The 14,387-nt window shown below is 68.0% G+C and carries 18 protein-coding genes; 11 read left to right on the forward strand and 7 right to left on the reverse strand.

What is annotated here, in order from left to right:
- Positions 1–69: 69 nt before the first annotated feature.
- Positions 70–759 carry an alpha/beta fold hydrolase gene (locus ACNR9O_RS00525; RefSeq protein ID WP_473684007.1) on the forward strand — a complete coding sequence of 230 codons (690 nt, stop codon included), beginning with the start codon at positions 70–72 and terminating at the stop codon, positions 757–759.
- A 10-nt stretch (positions 760–769) separates the two neighbouring features.
- Here ACNR9O_RS00525 and ACNR9O_RS00530 read toward each other — a convergent pair whose 3' ends face one another.
- Positions 770–1,669, reverse strand: coding sequence for a sulfotransferase family protein (locus ACNR9O_RS00530; RefSeq protein WP_473684005.1), 900 nt, complete (start codon positions 1,667–1,669; stop codon positions 770–772).
- A 196-nt stretch (positions 1,670–1,865) separates the two neighbouring features.
- Here ACNR9O_RS00530 and ACNR9O_RS00535 point away from each other — a divergent pair, with 196 nt between their 5' ends.
- Together ACNR9O_RS00535 and ACNR9O_RS00540 are read left to right on the forward strand one after the other, a co-directional pair.
- Complete coding sequence (locus ACNR9O_RS00535) at positions 1,866–2,333, forward strand: putative toxin-antitoxin system toxin component, PIN family (RefSeq protein WP_473684003.1); 468 nt, start codon at positions 1,866–1,868, stop codon at positions 2,331–2,333.
- A 9-nt stretch (positions 2,334–2,342) separates the two neighbouring features.
- A complete protein-coding gene (locus ACNR9O_RS00540) occupies positions 2,343–2,531 on the forward strand; it encodes a CPXCG motif-containing cysteine-rich protein (protein WP_473684001.1) in 189 nt (62 codons plus the stop codon).
- A gap of 6 nt (positions 2,532–2,537) precedes the next feature.
- Here the strand turns inward: ACNR9O_RS00540 and ACNR9O_RS00545 are convergent, their stop codons facing one another.
- The gene (locus tag ACNR9O_RS00545; protein ID WP_473683999.1) at positions 2,538–3,191 is read right to left on the reverse strand and encodes a nicotinamidase; all 654 of its coding nucleotides are present in this window, start codon (positions 3,189–3,191) and stop codon (positions 2,538–2,540) included.
- Between the two features lie 186 nt (positions 3,192–3,377).
- Here ACNR9O_RS00545 and ACNR9O_RS00550 point away from each other — a divergent pair, with 186 nt between their 5' ends.
- A complete protein-coding gene (locus ACNR9O_RS00550; protein ID WP_473683997.1) occupies positions 3,378–3,764 on the forward strand; it encodes a hypothetical protein in 387 nt (128 codons plus the stop codon).
- An 84-nt stretch (positions 3,765–3,848) separates the two neighbouring features.
- Here the strand turns inward: ACNR9O_RS00550 and ACNR9O_RS00555 are convergent, their stop codons facing one another.
- Positions 3,849–4,781 (reverse strand): LysR family transcriptional regulator, encoded by a 933-nt coding sequence (locus tag ACNR9O_RS00555; protein WP_473683995.1) that lies wholly within the window; start codon positions 4,779–4,781, stop codon positions 3,849–3,851.
- A gap of 96 nt (positions 4,782–4,877) precedes the next feature.
- Between ACNR9O_RS00555 and ACNR9O_RS00560 the strand changes: the two genes are divergently transcribed.
- Genes ACNR9O_RS00560 through ACNR9O_RS00570 form a run of 3 tightly spaced genes read left to right on the forward strand, consistent with a single transcriptional unit; the run spans position 4,878 to position 8,237 of the window.
- Positions 4,878–6,119: an MFS transporter gene (locus ACNR9O_RS00560; RefSeq protein ID WP_473683993.1), complete on the forward strand. Its 1,242-nt coding sequence runs from the start codon at positions 4,878–4,880 to the stop codon at positions 6,117–6,119.
- Positions 6,120–6,140: 21 nt separating this feature from the next.
- On the forward strand, positions 6,141–7,196 hold the full coding sequence (locus tag ACNR9O_RS00565) for an SDR family oxidoreductase (RefSeq protein ID WP_473683990.1): 1,056 nt from the start codon (positions 6,141–6,143) through the stop codon (positions 7,194–7,196).
- A 24-nt stretch (positions 7,197–7,220) separates the two neighbouring features.
- A complete protein-coding gene (locus ACNR9O_RS00570) occupies positions 7,221–8,237 on the forward strand; it encodes a zinc-binding alcohol dehydrogenase family protein (protein ID WP_473683988.1) in 1,017 nt (338 codons plus the stop codon).
- Positions 8,238–8,288: 51 nt separating this feature from the next.
- On the opposite strand, the gene ACNR9O_RS00575 is transcribed toward ACNR9O_RS00570, so the two are convergent.
- Together ACNR9O_RS00575 and ACNR9O_RS00580 are read right to left on the reverse strand one after the other, a co-directional pair.
- Positions 8,289–9,656, reverse strand: coding sequence for an FAD/NAD(P)-binding protein (locus ACNR9O_RS00575; RefSeq protein ID WP_473683986.1), 1,368 nt, complete (start codon positions 9,654–9,656; stop codon positions 8,289–8,291).
- A 47-nt stretch (positions 9,657–9,703) separates the two neighbouring features.
- Positions 9,704–10,282 carry a cysteine dioxygenase gene (locus ACNR9O_RS00580; protein WP_473683984.1) on the reverse strand — a complete coding sequence of 193 codons (579 nt, stop codon included), beginning with the start codon at positions 10,280–10,282 and terminating at the stop codon, positions 9,704–9,706.
- A gap of 174 nt (positions 10,283–10,456) precedes the next feature.
- On the opposite strand from ACNR9O_RS00580, the gene ACNR9O_RS00585 reads away from it, so the two are divergent.
- Positions 10,457–10,744, forward strand: coding sequence for a hypothetical protein (locus tag ACNR9O_RS00585; protein ID WP_473683982.1), 288 nt, complete (start codon positions 10,457–10,459; stop codon positions 10,742–10,744).
- A gap of 111 nt (positions 10,745–10,855) precedes the next feature.
- On the opposite strand, the gene ACNR9O_RS00590 is transcribed toward ACNR9O_RS00585, so the two are convergent.
- Both ACNR9O_RS00590 and ACNR9O_RS00595 read right to left on the reverse strand, forming a co-directional pair.
- Positions 10,856–11,533: an energy transducer TonB gene (locus ACNR9O_RS00590; protein WP_473683980.1), complete on the reverse strand. Its 678-nt coding sequence runs from the start codon at positions 11,531–11,533 to the stop codon at positions 10,856–10,858.
- Between the two features lie 187 nt (positions 11,534–11,720).
- The gene (locus tag ACNR9O_RS00595) at positions 11,721–12,551 is read right to left on the reverse strand and encodes a universal stress protein (protein ID WP_473683978.1); all 831 of its coding nucleotides are present in this window, start codon (positions 12,549–12,551) and stop codon (positions 11,721–11,723) included.
- A gap of 273 nt (positions 12,552–12,824) precedes the next feature.
- On the opposite strand from ACNR9O_RS00595, the gene ACNR9O_RS00600 reads away from it, so the two are divergent.
- From ACNR9O_RS00600 to ACNR9O_RS00610, 3 genes are all read left to right on the forward strand, one after another.
- A complete protein-coding gene (locus ACNR9O_RS00600; RefSeq protein WP_473683976.1) occupies positions 12,825–13,256 on the forward strand; it encodes a hypothetical protein in 432 nt (143 codons plus the stop codon).
- Positions 13,257–13,354: 98 nt separating this feature from the next.
- Positions 13,355–14,023, forward strand: coding sequence for a PAQR family membrane homeostasis protein TrhA (gene trhA, locus ACNR9O_RS00605; protein WP_473683974.1), 669 nt, complete (start codon positions 13,355–13,357; stop codon positions 14,021–14,023).
- Positions 14,020–14,376: a TfoX/Sxy family protein gene (locus ACNR9O_RS00610; protein WP_473683970.1), complete on the forward strand. Its 357-nt coding sequence runs from the start codon at positions 14,020–14,022 to the stop codon at positions 14,374–14,376. Before trhA ends, ACNR9O_RS00610 begins: the two co-directional genes overlap by 4 nt.
- The last annotated feature ends 11 nt before the right edge of the window (positions 14,377–14,387 follow it).

Raw genomic sequence — 14,387 nt, forward strand, 5'->3', positions numbered from 1 at the left:
GCGTTCCCTTGGCGCGAGACCACCGCGCCGCGCTTTCCGGCGTCGCGCCAACAGACTGGGGGATCCGCCATGGGCAAGAAACCAAACGTCGTGCTGGTGCATGGAGCCTGGGGCGACGGCTCGCACTGGAGCAAGATGATCCCCGTGTTGCATGCCAAGGGTTTCCGCGTCAGTGCCGCGCAGAACCCGCTGACGTCGCTGGCCGATGACATCGAGTGGACGCGGCGCCTGGTCGAGGCGCAGGACGGGCCAGTGTTGCTGGTCGGGCACTCCTACGGCGGCGCGGTGATTTCCGGCGTCGGTCAGGCACCCAATGTGGCCGGTCTGGTGTACGTGGCGGCGTTCGCGCCAGACGAGGGCGAGACGGTACGAGGCCTGCTCGGGCGACGCGAGCCGCCGATCGGCGCGGCCGCGATCCGGCCCGACAAGTACGGATTCCTGTGGCTCGATCGGCGGCTGTACAAGGAGAGCTTCTGCCAGGATCTGGGTGACGACGCGGCCCTGGTCATGGCCGCCACGCAGAAGCCGACGGCTGCGCGCTGCTTCGATGAAAAGATGGGCGCGCCGGCATGGAAGCTGCGGCCGAGCTGGTACCAGGTATCGCTGGAAGACCACATGATCCCGCCGGAAACCCAGCAATGGATGGCCCAGCGAATCGGAGCCCGCAAGACCATCGAGCTGGCATCGAGCCACGCCTCGCTAGCGGTCTATCCACACGAACTGGCAACGCTGATCGAGGAGGCGGCCGGGCAGCTCTAGAGGCGTTCCGTCAGCCGCCGGACAAGGCAGCGAGCCGGCGGTCTGCGCGCCGCTGTTCCTGCGCCCCGCGCATGCGCAGGCATTGCGCGCGCAATGCGTCGTACGACGTCAGCCGGGTCTGCAGCCAGCGTTGTGCCTTGGCGCCGGGCATGGCGTCGGCCCTGCCTTTCGGCGCGAGCGGTTTCCATGGTGCCTGGTCGAGGTCGGCGATCGCCTGCGTGCAGTCCGCGTCGCCGGAGCGGGCCGGGTCCAGGCCCAGGAACTGGCATAGGCGCTTCCACTCCCGCTGGGGCTGTTCGATCAGATCTTCGAGGAACAGCAGGTAGTGCCGCGGGTGGCCCAGGTACTGACCGTGGATCTTCATGGCGCGGTTCCAGCGTCGCGACCACCGCACGGTGCCGCCGCCGAAGGCGTCGTCGCGCTCGGACAGCAGGCCGCCATCGAGCAGCGAGGCGATCACGTCCGCGCCAGGCCTGACCACATGGATGAAGTGCGCATCCGGTACCAGCGCTTCGATCTCCGGGAGGTAGAGCAGATGCCCGGGGCTCGGTTCCAGCCACATGTCGCAGCCGGCCGCCTCGCCGAGCAGGTCGAGCAGGCGTACGAAGCGTTGTTGCAGCCGTTGCCTGGACAGGGATGGGCGTACCAGCGTCGATGGCGTGGCGGGCGCGAGGCGTTGCAGGTCGCGCAGCAGCTGGCGCTCATGCTTGCGGCTCAGGCCAAGGCGCTGACGAAGACGTGGTGGCTGGCGGTTGGCGTGCGCGTCGCCCCAACGCGACGCGAGGTCACCGTGCATGTGCTCGAAGAACGCGGTCTCCGGCAGGGGGAGTACGGCCGGATGCCGGGCCAGCATGGCCTGGACGATCGTCGTGCCGGCGCGCGGACAGCCGACCACAAAAGTTTGTTTCATCGCGGGGGCTTCCCCTGGAGCGCACGGCCACGGACATCACGGCTAACGGATAGCGAGCAACGCAGGAAACCGCGATGGGTTGACGGTAGCGTGCCGAAACTGTGGGCACCGTCATGCAAAGGCGCCCCCCCGGCCGGTTCGACAGGCTGCGGCCGGCGCGCTAACGTCGCGCTCCACCGTGACTTGCCCGATCCGCATGAGCGATGTTCCCACCGGTGCCACGGAGCGCGTGGTGCTGGACACCAATGTCTGCCTCGATCTGTTCGTGTTCGCCGACCCGCGCGTGGCGCCGCTCGCCGAGGCGCTGGCCGCCGGCAAGCTGGAGGCGGTGACCGACGATCATTGCCGCGGAGAATGGTGCCGTGTGCTGGCCTACCCCGCGCTGGCGCTGGACGAGGCCGCACAGGCGACGGCATTGTCCGCCTATGATCGCGTGCTGCGCCGTCTGGACGCCGTGCCGCCGCCGGGCATCCGCCTGCCGCGTTGTGCCGATCCGGACGACCAGAAATTCCTCGAGCTCGCCCTGGCCGCACGGGCGCGCTGGCTGCTCAGCAAGGACAAGGAAGTGCTGCGCCTCGGGCGGCGCACGGCGCGCGAAGGGTGGTTCGCCATCGCCACGCCGGCGGCGTGGCTGCTGGCTTGCACGGGCGCTCCGGCGCGGTAGGCTTGCGCCATGCTCGAGCCGACCGTCATCCATTGCCCGTACTGCGGCGAGCCCATCGAGATCTTGCTCGACGGCTCCGCCGGCGAGCAGCAGTACGTGGAGGACTGCCAGGTGTGCTGCCAGCCGATCGTGCTCAGCGTGTGGCTGGACGACGACGGCGAGCCGAGCGTGCGCGCGGTGCGCGAAGACGGGGCCTGAGGCGCGTCAGGCCGCGATCGGCAGGGAGTCCTCGACCACATTCACGCCGGCCTGGTCGAAGCGGGCGCGCGTGGCGATGTCGGTCTCCGGCGTGACGGGGCGCGTGAGATCCCACAGCACGTGGGTCTTGAAGCCGAGGGTCGCCGCGTCCTGCGCCGTCCACAGCACGCAGACGTCGCGCGCCAGGCCGCACACGTAGACCTCGTCGACGCCGCGCAGGCGCAGCCATTCGGCCAGCTCGGTGCTCGGGCGCGTGCCGTTCGGGCCGAAGTTCTCGCGGAAGCCGCTGTAGGAATCGACCCGCGGATCGCTGCCTTTGCGCACGATCTTGTCCAGCGGGGACCAGTCGATGCCCGGATGCAGCGCCGCGCCTGGCGTGTCCTGCATGCAGTGCTCGGGCCACAGGGTCTGGGCGTGGCCGTACAGCGGGATGCGCTCGAACGGCTGGCGGCCCGGGTGGCTGGTGACGAAGGAGACATGACCGCGCGGATGCCAGTCCTGCGTGGCCACTACGTGGCGGAACACGCGGCTGTCCAGCAGGCGGCGAATGCCGGGCACGATGGCGTCGCCTTCATGACAGGCGAGGCTTCCCCCGGGCATGAAGTCCGGCTGCACGTCCACGAGGATGAGCGAGGCGCGTTGGCTGATGGGGAGTCGCATTGAGGTGTCGCGGTGTACGGTGTCTCGGTGCACCGAGTCTAGCGCTGCCGCGTCGCGCCGAGGTGTGACGCGGTGGGCGCCCGGCCGATGGCATCGGGGCGGCGACCGGCACTGCGTCACATCCCGGAAAGTGGGACACCGTACGGCATAATAATGCGCCGTCATACCCGGAGCAGTGGTAACCACATGCATTACGACCAATCGTGGATGGGCTACGGGCTTGTCGGCGCCCTGCAGGCGGGCGCGATTTCCGCGGCCGCGGGTTTTCTGCTCTATGCCCTGTTCCGTTGGATCGGCAACCGCAACGACTGGAAACACGGCCAGCGTACGGCCTGGGCTTTCCTGACCGCGTTGTTCCTTACCGGCAGCGGCGATCTGTGGGACATCGTGTATTTCAACTACGGCCGGGTCGAGTCGATCCAATTCCTCAAGGCCAAGCTGGCGGAAGTGCACGATCCCGATGGCCTGGGCTCGCGCGTATTCTTCGAGTTGCTAGGCGTATCGGTTGGCGTGTTCGTGGCTTGGCTGCTGTTGGAACACTGGCACCGCAGTACGGCGCGCGGTAAGCAGTGAACGGCGGACAGACGCGTCTGGACGTCCATTGGTCCGACAGTCTGATGATTTCGCGCTGCCTGCGCCTCCCGCAAGACGCGCCGCTCAGGTGTCCGCGGGCGCGCGGATCAGTGCCAGTACGTCCGCTTCCTGTGCTTGCATGCTTGCTTGCAGATGATCGACGAACAGGCGGATGCGCGCGGGCAAGTAATCGCGGCTGGGGTAGATGGCATAGATGTGCGCCTCCTGGATGGCGCAGTGGGTCAGCACCGGCACCAGGCGGCCGGCGCGCACGTCGGTCGCGATGTCCCAGATCGATTTGAACGCCAGACCATGGCCGGCAATGGCCAGCTCGCGCATCAGGTCCCCGCTGTCGGTGGTGAGGCTGGCGTCCAGGCGCAGGGGACGCGGGCCCTCCGGCGTCTGCAGCATCCACGGCAGGATGCCGCGGCCGGGACGATGCAGCATCAGGCAGGCGTGCCGCTCCAGATCGTCCGTGTTCCGCGGGCGGCCGTGTTTCTGCAGATAGGCCGGCGCCGCGCAGACCACGCGGTAGTTGAGGGCGACGCGCCGGGAGATGAGCCGCGAATCGGCCATGGCGCCGCTGCGCACGGCCACGTCCACGCCGTGCTCGAACAGGTCGAGCATGGCGTCGGAAGCGCTGATGCGCACGCGCAGTGCCGGATGCTGCGCAGCGAAATCGGCGGCCAGCGGGCCGACGTACTGGCGGCCCAGGTCCAGTGCGGTGGAGACGTGCAGGGCACCGCGCACTTCCAGCTGGCCCAGCCGCACAGTGGCATTGGCTTCGTCGAGATCGGCGAGGATGCTTACGCAGCGTTCGTAATAGCAATTGCCCTCACCGGTGAGGGCGAGGCGGCGCGAGCTGCGCTGGAGCAGGCGCACTCCCAGCGCCTGTTCCAGGCGGGACAGGCGCTTGCTGGCCACGGCAGGCGACAGATTCAGCTCACGCCCGGCGGCGGACAGGCTGCCGGCGATCACGGCGCGCACGAACAGACGGATGTCTTCGAGTTCTACCATCTTCAATATTCTGGAAAAGATGATTGCGCAGTTTCGGCAATTCTCATCGTCCAGGGCAAGTTGCACAGTGCCGCCTCCCTTCAAGGAGGCTCCCCCATGTCCGGTCCCACTCCGCCGCCGGCCGCGCCCACGCCGGGGCACGCAGGGCGGCATGACCACTCCCGCGCCGCACTGCTGGCGCTGTCGGTGGCGGCCTTCGCCATCGGCACCACCGAGTTCGTGATCATGGGCCTGCTGCCGGAAGTGGCGGCGGACCTGCGCGTGAGTATCCCCTCGGCCGGTCTGCTGGTGTCCGGCTATGCGCTAGGCGTGGCCGTCGGCGCGCCGCTGCTGGCCGCGCTGACGGCGAAGATGGAGCGGCGCAATGCGCTGCTGGCACTGCTGGGCCTGTTCATCCTGGGCAATGCGCTGTGCGCCATCTCGCCGAATTACACCGTGCTGATGCTGGCGCGCGTGGTGGCCGCGTTCTGCCATGGCTCGTTCTTCGGCATCGGCGCGGTGGTGGCCTCGCACGTGGTGCCGCGTGGCCAGGGCGCGCGGGCGATCGCGCTGATGTTTGCGGGGCTGACGCTGGCCAATGTGCTGGGCGTGCCGTTCGGCACCTTCCTGGGCCAGTGGGCGGGCTGGCGCTCGACCTTCGGCGCGGTGGCCGGGCTGGGCGTGGTCGCCGCGCTGGGCGTCTGGCGCCTGGTACCGCCGCTGCCGGAGCTGCACGCGCCGGACATGCGCCGCGAGATGGCCGTGCTGCGCCAGCCGCAGGTGCTGATCGCGCTGGCGATGACGGTGCTGGGCTTCGGCGGCGTGTTCACCGTATTCACTTACATCGCGCCGATCCTGCAGACGCAATCGCACGTGAGCGTCGGCGCCACCGGCTGGGTGCTGGTGCTGTTCGGCGCGGGCACCACGCTGGGTAATCTGCTCGGCGGACGCCTGGCCGACTGGCGGCTGATGCCCTCGCTGGCGGCGATCCTGGCGGCGCTCGCGCTGATCATGCTGGGCTTCGCCTGGACCATGCACGACACCATCGCCGCCATCGCCACCGTGTTCGTGTGGGGCGTGGCCGCGTTCGCCACCGTACCGCCGCTGCAGATGCGCGTGGTGCAGCAGGCGGTGGACGGGCCGCACCTGGCCTCCACGCTCAACATCGCCGCCTTCAATCTCGGCAATGCGATCGGCGCCTTCATCGGCGGCCTGGTGATCGATGCCGGCCTGGGCATGCCCGCGCTCGGCATCGCCGGTGCCGCCGTCACCGTGCTCGGCCTGATCGCCACGTGGTGGAGCATGGCGCTGGAGCGTCGCCGCGCATCGTCGGTCGTTTCGTGCGCCGCCGGCGCCTGATAACCCTCACGAGGAGCCACCATGGATACGCAGAAGACCGCCCTGGTCGTCGGCGCGCAGGGCGTGATCGGCCGCAACCTGATCGATCACCTGCGCACGCTGGAGGACTGGCGGACCATCGGGCTTTCCCGCCGCGGCGGCACTTCGGATGAGCGCGTGCGGCACATCGCGGTGGATCTGCTCGACGCGGCCGACGCGCAAGCGAAACTCGGCGCGCTGGCGGAGGTGACCCACGTGTTCTACGCCGCCTACCAGGATCGTCCGAGCTGGGCGGAGCTGGTGCCTCCCAACGTTGCCATGCTGCGTCACGTGCTCGATGCGATCGAGCCGGCGGCCACGCGGCTTGAGCACGTGAGCCTGATGCAGGGCTACAAGGTCTATGGCGGGCATCTGGGGCCGTTCAAGACGCCCGCGCGCGAGGACGATGCCTATTTCATGCCGCCGGAGTTCATGCACGACCAGCAGCGCCTGCTCGAAGCGCGGCAGCAGGGCAGGAGGTGGAGCTGGACGGCGATCCGCCCGGCGGTGGTCGGCGGCTTCGCTCTCGGCAATCCGATGAATCTCGCGCTGGCGATCGCCGTCTATGCGTCGATGTCCAAGGAACTGGCCATTCCGCTGCGTTTCCCCGGCAAACCCGGCGCCTATGACCGGCTGCTGGAGATGACCGACGCCGGGTTGCTCGCGCGGGCCACGGTATGGGCGGCCACCGACGTTCGCTGCGCCAACCAAGCGTTCAACATCACCAATGGCGACCTGTTCCGCTGGAGCGAGATGTGGCCGTTCATCGCCGACTACTTCGGCCTGGCGGTGGCGCCGCCGCTGCCGCTGGCGCTGGATGGCGTGATGGCCGACAAGGAGCCGTTGTGGCGCGACATGCAGGCGAGGCATGGTCTGGAGCCGCACCCGTATGCCGATGTCTCTTCCTGGCGCTTCGCCGACTTCGTGTTCTCTTGGGATTACGACATGTTCGGCGATGGTTCCAAGGCGCGCCGCTTCGGCTTTCACGAGTTCGTCGATACGCGCGCCATGTTCACGTCACTGTTTGACGATTTCCGCCGGCGCAGGATCATTCCCTGACGCCCCTTCACCGCTGGAGTTGCCATGAAAGCCGTTGCCTATCGCCACTCGCTCCCCGTCACGGATGCCGAGTGCCTGATCGACGTGAATCTGCCGGAGCCAAAGCCGGGCGGGCGCGACCTGCTGGTGCGCGTCGAGGCCGTATCGGTGAACCCGGTCGATACCAAGATCCGCCGGCGCGTCGATCCGCAGGGCGTGGACAAAGTGCTGGGCTGGGATGCTGCCGGCACGGTGGTGGCGGTGGGCGAGGAGGTCACGCTGTTCAAGCCGGGCGACCAAGTGTATTACTCCGGCGCGATCGACCGCCCCGGCAGCAACGCCGAATTGCAATTGGTCGACGAGCGCATTGTCGGTCGCAAGCCTTCCACGCTGGATATGTTCCAGGCCGCGGCGATGCCGCTGACCACGATCACCGCGTGGGAACTGTTGTTCGACCGTTTCGCGATTCCGCGCGGCACGGCGGCACATACCGGGTCGGTGCTGATCGTCGGCGCCGCCGGCGGGGTGGGGTCGATGGCGGTGCAACTGGCGCGCCGGCTCACCAATCTGACCGTGATCGGCACCGCGTCGAGACCGGAGACCCGGGACTGGGTGCACGAGCTGGGCGCGCATCATGTGGTTGACCATCGCGGCGACCTGAAAGCGCAGGTGCTGGCGGTGTCGCCGCAAGGCGTGGACTACGTGCTGAGCCTCACGCACACCGACCAGCATTACCCGGTACTGGTGGAGCTGATGAAGCCGCAGGGCAAGTTCGGGTTGATCGACGATCCGGACGGCGTGCTGGACATCAGCCTGCTCAAGCGCCGCAGCCTGTCGTTGCATTGGGAATTCATGTTCACTCGTCCGCTGTTCCAGACCGAGGATATGAAGGCCCAGCACCAGCTGTTGAACGAGGTAGCGGACCTGGTCGATGCCGGCGTGCTGCGCACGACGCTGCGCGAGCATCTTGGGCTTATCGATGCGGCGAACCTGCGGCGCGCGCACGAGCGGCTGGAAAGCGGCAGCGCGATCGGCAAGGTGGTGCTCGGCGGATTCGCCTGAGTCGCCCTTCCGTAATCGAAAAGAAAAAAGCGCGCCATGAGCGCGCTTTTTTTAGTCGGCCAGCAACCGATCGGCGAGCTGTCGCGCCTGCTGGCGTATCTCCGGCATCGCCGTGGATTCCCAGAAGGTGCCGCGCAACAGGCTGCCCATGGCATAGAGGTGCGGCCAGGTGTCGTCGTCGTGGCGGAGACGTCCTTCCGTCGTGGCGTTCCAGCCAAGCCCCAGCGGGTCGGGCGTGATATGGCCGTTGGTGGCCAGCTGGCGCACCAGTGTGTGACGCGTGCGGCGCACATCGGTGTTGAGGCCGACGGTCTGGATCACCAGGTCCGCTTCCTTCGGCTCGGGCGTGGTGCTGCCCGTGGGTGTGACGCTGAGGCGCAGGTGATCGCCTTCCACGTCCACGGCATGCAGCCTGGCGCGGCGCCGGCGCAGGCGGCCGGCCGCTTCCAGCGCAAGGATGGTCTCCATCACCTGCGGGGCCATGCGGTGGCGTGCCCGTTCCCAGGCCCAGCGTACGTGCCGCAGAAAGCGTGCGCGCTCTTCCTGCGGCAGCTCGCGCCACAGGCCGGGCGTGTGCGGCCGCATGCTGTCGATCACCACGCGCCAGTCGTCCGCGCCGCGTGCGGCGTCGCGCAGCAGCCGCATCCAGCTGCGGATCTCCGGTGCGGCGTGCATGGCTTCGATCAGATCGGCGCTGTCGTCGCTCGGCGCGGTGGCGGAAGCCAGGTGCGCTTCCGGCAGCAGGCCGTGGCGCGAGATCGCGGTGAAACTCGCGGTCGGCCACAGCTCGGCCAACTCCAGGATCACATCGACCGCGGTAAGGCCCAGGCCGACCAGTACGACCTTGCGTGGCGTCGGATCGGGTTTCGCCTGGGCCAGGAACGTCCAGGGATCGACCACGTACCGGCCTTGTTCGATTGCCGCGTCGCTCACGCCGCTCAGCGGCTGCGGCGGCAGCGCGCCGATGGCCAGCACGGCGGCATCGACCCGGGTACTTTCCTCGCCCTGGAAGATGGTGACCCCATCGTTCTCCGGGACTACCGCATCTACCGCGGACGAACGCACGCGCACGTCGTGGCCGAGCGTAGCGGCGCGCTCGAGCGCGCGTTCGATTTCCGCTTGCAGGTAGTCGCCATAAAGGCGACGCGGCAGGAAATCGGTGCCCGCGATGCTGTGATCGCCGCGCTGGGCGAAGTCCAGGAAGCCGCGCGGCTTGCTGGCGAACATGCTCATCGAGGCGGCGCGCACGTTGAGCAGATGCCGCTCCGAGCGCGTACCGTAGGCGATGCCGCGCCCGGGCGCAGCGCTCCCGGTGAACCAGTCCAGATGCAGCGGATGAGCCGGCTGGCGTTCCAGCAGCTCGCTCAGCAGCGTCGCCGCTGCCGCGCCGCCGCCGATGATGGCGACCCGTCGATACATGCCATTCCTTTTTTGGTGAGGTCGGCCGGGAGGAAGTGGTCGAACGCTCAGGCGCTGAGGCGGCCCGTGATCGCGGCGTGCTGCGGCCGGGCGAGCCACGGCTCGTCCTCGGCGGTGCGCTCATATGCGAGATACTTTGCCAGATCGCCGCCATACACGTGAAGCGTCAGCGCGGTGTCGTGCCGCGAGAGATTGCGGCAGCGGTGCGCGTAGCCGGCGTCGGCATCGAACCACGTCGCGTCGCCCGGGCCCAGCCAATCCTGGCCTTTCAGGCGTAGTTCGCCGTTGGTTTCGTCGCGCGACCATGCCTGCACTTCGAGCGCGCCATGCAGCGCCAGCTCGAGGCCCCACAGTCCGCCATGGTCGTGCACGGGCGTGGCGTGATTGGCCGGCCATGCCATTACCAGGATGCTGATGGCGGGTTTGCCGCGCTCGGCGAGCAGCCAGCGTTCGAAGCCTCGCTGTCGCGTACGCAGGTCATGAAGTCCTTCGTTCAGCGCCGTGCCGTCGCGATGCACCACACGACCCAGCTCGCGCGCCATGGCGGCGAGGTCGGGGTGCTTGCCGACACCGAGATCGAACGCGATGTCACGCAGCGCCTTGAGGGTGTGCATGGGTTGGCTCATGCGGTGGAACTCGGTTGGAACCGGCCGGCAGTGGACCATGGGCACCGTTAAAGACCCGTAACCCGCGCATGGCGAAGGCATGACTTCCGCACCATGTGCGCGCGCCGCGGCCGGAGGATGCTTCGCCCATGGCAAAACGGCTTGCGTATGCCGCGCCATTGCAAGGAGGACGCCATGTTCGTGTTGAGCGTGATCGTGATGACGGTGCTGGCGCTGTGGCTGGTCGGCTCGCTGATCGGCCTGCTGTTCAAATGCGTGTTCGCGGTGGTTGGCGGCGTATTCGGTCTGCTCGGCGCCGCGCTCGGCGTGCTGTTCGGTGGGCTCGCGCTGCTGATTGCGGCACCGGTGGTGTTGCTGGCCCTGCTGCCGCTGTGCCTGCCGGCGCTGCTACTCGTCGCGCTGGTATGGCTGGTGGTTCGCGCCGGACGCCGCGCGCCGGCCATCGCCGGTCCGGCGCACTGATCGATTCAGCAAGGTTGCCGTGGAAAGGGCCGGCCGGTCACGCAAGACCGGTCGGCCCTTACCTCAATCAGGCCTTCATTTCATACGTGCGGTTTGGCGTGGTTGTCTTCGCTATAGCTGCTGCAGTTCGAAGCTCACGGGCACGCGCGCCCATGCGGACACGGCGTGGCCCTGCACCATCGCCGGTTGGAAACGCCAGTTGGCCAGCACCTGATCGTGCGCGCTGCGATCCAGCAGCGAATGACCGCTCGTGTGTTCGATCTCCACTTGCAACGGCTTGCCTTCCGCATCGACGAGCACGCGCAGCATCACGGTGCCGTGCATCTTCTGGCGGATGGCCTGCGCGGGGAAAGTAAGCGGTGCAGAGCGGTAGGCGAGCGACGCTTCGATCGGTGCCGTGTCGACAGCGGCCTGCGGCGGCGTATCGGTAGCCGTTTCGATGCCGGGCGTGGTTACCGCCGGTGGCGCGACCATGCTGCCTTCGTCTGTAGGCGTGGCGACCGGTGGCGCCATCTTGGGCTGTACGCGCGTATGCGGCACGACGGGCGGCGGTGTCGGCTGCGGTTTCATGACGACCGGCGGTGGCGGGTCGGGTACCTTCGGCGGCGCGGTGACCCAGGTCAGGACCATCTCCCGAGTGTGATCGACAGTGGTGGCGATCTGCGGCGCCATTGGCCGCAGGGCAGCCAGCAGCATGGCGAGATTGACGGCGATGGCCGCGCTGAGCGCAGCGATGCGCACGCGGTCGGGATGGGGACGATGAGCGACAGCCAGGCTTGCGGACGGCATGAGCGACCTCCTGACGATGATGGCGATGTGGACGCGCCCTGGGCACGCTGCGTGGGGACGCAGGGGGATCGTGCGGAACGCGAATCCAGCCTATGCCTGCCGGAACCGCCTGTGCAAGAGGTGTATGGACGGCTAAACCGGAGTACGCTCCACGCGTTCTCTTCCCGCGTTTGCCGATCCCTTTTTTCTAGTGAGCCACCAGCATCGGCAAATCGCCGTGCATGAAAAGGTGGCGGGTCGTGCCGCCCAGGACCATTTGCGCGAGGCGCGAACGGCTCCAGGCGCCCATCACCAGCAGGTCGGCACCGTGGCCGCGTGCCGCGTCCAGGATCAAGGTGCCGGCAGCATGGGTGGGGCCGGCGTCGAGGGTCTGGATGCGTGCCTTGATGCCATGGCGTTCCAGCCAGTCGGCGAGGCCCGGCGGCGGCAGCACGGCGATGCTGTCGGCGTACATCTCGCTGCCGTCGAGCAGCAGGACCTCGTCGGCCTTCTGCAGCAGCGGCACGGCGGCGGCCAGCGCCAGGGCGGATTCGCGGCTGCCGTTCCAGGCCACCAGTACACGCGCACCGATCACCTCGCCCACCCGCGCGATATCGGGCACCACCAGCACCGGCCGGTCGCTGCCGAACACGCAGCGCGACACCGTACCGAAGCCCACCGGCGCATCGCTGCGCTGCTGGCTGCGTTCCATCACCAGGTAGTCGTAGCCAGCTGCCGCCTGACAGACGGTCTGCACCGTGTCGCCCTGGGCGACGCGCCATTGGCCGGCGAGCCCGCGCGAAGCGAGCAAGCCCTGCCACTCCGCCCCGTGCTCTTCCGCCTCCACGCAGCGGCGGCGCGTTTCTTCCAGCTGAACCGGCACGGCCTCCGGCAGGCTGAAGGCGGCGGCCGGGAGGTCGGCTACGTAGAGTCCGTCCAGCCGCGCGCCGAGTCGAGCTGCCAGGGCCAGCGCGGCGCGGGGGCCGGGGCTATGCAGGTCGGTTTCCTGGAGGTACAGCAGCAGGTCGGTGCAAGGCATGGGTCACTCCGTTCGCCAGTCCGGTTCGAGCTTAACGCGCGAGGATGGGTGAGGATTGATGCGGGACAAAAAAAGGCCCCGCACAGGAGGCGGGGCTCAATGAGCCGGGCATCGGGGGAGAGAGGGGGAGATGCCCGGACTGCGGACACTGCGCCTGGACAGCTTTGCAAGCCGTTCAAGCCGCGTGAACAACCCATTCACGGCGGTTCATGCACCTGCTTACACAATCGACGGCGCCCGGCGCCGCGCCGGTCCGCACGAAGGAGAACGGTCATGTGGAAGAAATGGTTGGGCTGCGTCGCGCTGGCGCTGGCCTGGGGGGGGATGCCGGCGCCGGCCAAGGCGGCGGATATATCCTGCAAGATGGACTTCCAGGTATCCGGCTGGTCGGTGTTCTACCAGACCGCCACCGGCAGCGGCGTGGTCCGCTGCGACAACGGACAGAGCATGCATGTGAGGATCCGCGTCAAGGGCGGCGGGCTCACCTTTGGCAAGACCAAGATCACCGACGGCGTGGGCAAGTTCACCGGGGTGCATGGCATCGGCGAGATCAAGGGGCATTACGCCAATGCGGAAGTGCATGCCGGCGCGGAGAAATCCGCCGCGGCGCAGGTGCTGACCAAGGGCAATGTATCGCTTGCCCTCAGCGGTACCGGGCAGGGATGGAATCTGGGTATTGCCTTCGGCGCCTTCATCATCGAATAGCCGCCGGCGCACCATGCGCCGCAGTATGCAAAGCCGTGCGGCGCGGGTAAGGTGAGCGGGAGCGCCGGCTGGCGCACCCTGCTCCAAGGACATCCCCCATGTCGGTCACCTCAAGCGCCGCAGTCCCGCGCTACGCCTTCGGCGATGAACTCGCCAGCAGCGTCATCCACGGCATCGGCATCCTGCTCAGCATCGCCGGCCTGGCGACGCTGGTGGCTTATGCGTCGCTGGTGGGCGATGCGCGCGCGGTGGTAGCCAGCGCGGTGTTCGGCAGCACGCTGATCCTTTGCTACACCGCTTCCACGCTGTACCACTCGATCCACGGTGAGCTGGCCAAGCGGGTACTGCGCACACTCGATCACATCGCGATCTTCCTGCTGATCGCCGGTACCTACACGCCTTTCACCCTGGTGGCCCTGCCGGGCGCCTGGGGCTGGAGCCTGTTCGCCTTGATCTGGACGCTGGCGCTCGCCGGCAGCGCGCTGGAGCTGGGCGTGCTCAAGCGCTACCGCAAGTTCGCCGTGCTGCTGTACGTGGCAATGGGCTGGGTGGGCGCGGTGGCGTTCAAGCCGCTGAGCGCGCACCTGGAAACCGGTGGGATGGTGCTGCTGATCGCCGGTGGCGTCGCCTATACGGCCGGCGTGCCGTTCTATCTGGCGCGGCGCATGCCTTACCATCACGCGGTATGGCACGGTTTCGTGCTGGCCGGCAGCGTGCTGCATTACCTTGCCGTGCTGCTCTACGTGATTCCCGACCCGGCGTCGTGAGCGCACGGGAAGCGATGCGCCGCGACCTGGAAGATGCGGCGACGCATCTAGGTATCGCGCACGAACTACGCTTCCATCCCATGTTCGGCGGCCTGATGGCCTACCTCTACGAGAAGCCCTGCGCGTGGCTGGGCGACGGCGGACTGGCACTCAAGCTGGCACCTGCGGATCAGCCCGAACTGCTCGCACTGGACGGTGTGACGCGCTTCATTCCCCGGGGTGTCGCAAAGGCCAGTCGCCAATACCTGATCCTGCCGCCGGCGCTTACCGGCGATACCCCTGTGTTCGCCATCTGGCTGGAAAAGAGCCTGCGCGCAGCGCAAAAAAGGCCGGCGCGCAAACGCCGGCCTTGACGGGAAACCTT

This window comes from Dyella sp. CR10 (assembly GCF_055814425.1).

Coding starts and splice junctions, on each gene's coding strand:
- ACNR9O_RS00525 (WP_473684007.1), top strand. CDS start 70: ATGGGCAAGAAACCAAACGTCGTGCTGGTGCATGGAGCCTGGGGCGAC.
- ACNR9O_RS00530 (WP_473684005.1), bottom strand. CDS start 1,669: ATGAAACAAACTTTTGTGGTCGGCTGTCCGCGCGCCGGCACGACGATC.
- ACNR9O_RS00535 (WP_473684003.1), top strand. CDS start 1,866: ATGAGCGATGTTCCCACCGGTGCCACGGAGCGCGTGGTGCTGGACACC.
- ACNR9O_RS00540 (WP_473684001.1), top strand. CDS start 2,343: ATGCTCGAGCCGACCGTCATCCATTGCCCGTACTGCGGCGAGCCCATC.
- ACNR9O_RS00545 (WP_473683999.1), bottom strand. CDS start 3,191: ATGCGACTCCCCATCAGCCAACGCGCCTCGCTCATCCTCGTGGACGTG.
- ACNR9O_RS00550 (WP_473683997.1), top strand. CDS start 3,378: ATGCATTACGACCAATCGTGGATGGGCTACGGGCTTGTCGGCGCCCTG.
- ACNR9O_RS00555 (WP_473683995.1), bottom strand. CDS start 4,781: ATGGTAGAACTCGAAGACATCCGTCTGTTCGTGCGCGCCGTGATCGCC.
- ACNR9O_RS00560 (WP_473683993.1), top strand. CDS start 4,878: ATGTCCGGTCCCACTCCGCCGCCGGCCGCGCCCACGCCGGGGCACGCA.
- ACNR9O_RS00565 (WP_473683990.1), top strand. CDS start 6,141: ATGGATACGCAGAAGACCGCCCTGGTCGTCGGCGCGCAGGGCGTGATC.
- ACNR9O_RS00570 (WP_473683988.1), top strand. CDS start 7,221: ATGAAAGCCGTTGCCTATCGCCACTCGCTCCCCGTCACGGATGCCGAG.
- ACNR9O_RS00575 (WP_473683986.1), bottom strand. CDS start 9,656: ATGTATCGACGGGTCGCCATCATCGGCGGCGGCGCGGCAGCGGCGACG.
- ACNR9O_RS00580 (WP_473683984.1), bottom strand. CDS start 10,282: ATGAGCCAACCCATGCACACCCTCAAGGCGCTGCGTGACATCGCGTTC.
- ACNR9O_RS00585 (WP_473683982.1), top strand. CDS start 10,457: ATGTTCGTGTTGAGCGTGATCGTGATGACGGTGCTGGCGCTGTGGCTG.
- ACNR9O_RS00590 (WP_473683980.1), bottom strand. CDS start 11,533: ATGCCGTCCGCAAGCCTGGCTGTCGCTCATCGTCCCCATCCCGACCGC.
- ACNR9O_RS00595 (WP_473683978.1), bottom strand. CDS start 12,551: ATGCCTTGCACCGACCTGCTGCTGTACCTCCAGGAAACCGACCTGCAT.
- ACNR9O_RS00600 (WP_473683976.1), top strand. CDS start 12,825: ATGTGGAAGAAATGGTTGGGCTGCGTCGCGCTGGCGCTGGCCTGGGGG.
- trhA (WP_473683974.1), top strand. CDS start 13,355: ATGTCGGTCACCTCAAGCGCCGCAGTCCCGCGCTACGCCTTCGGCGAT.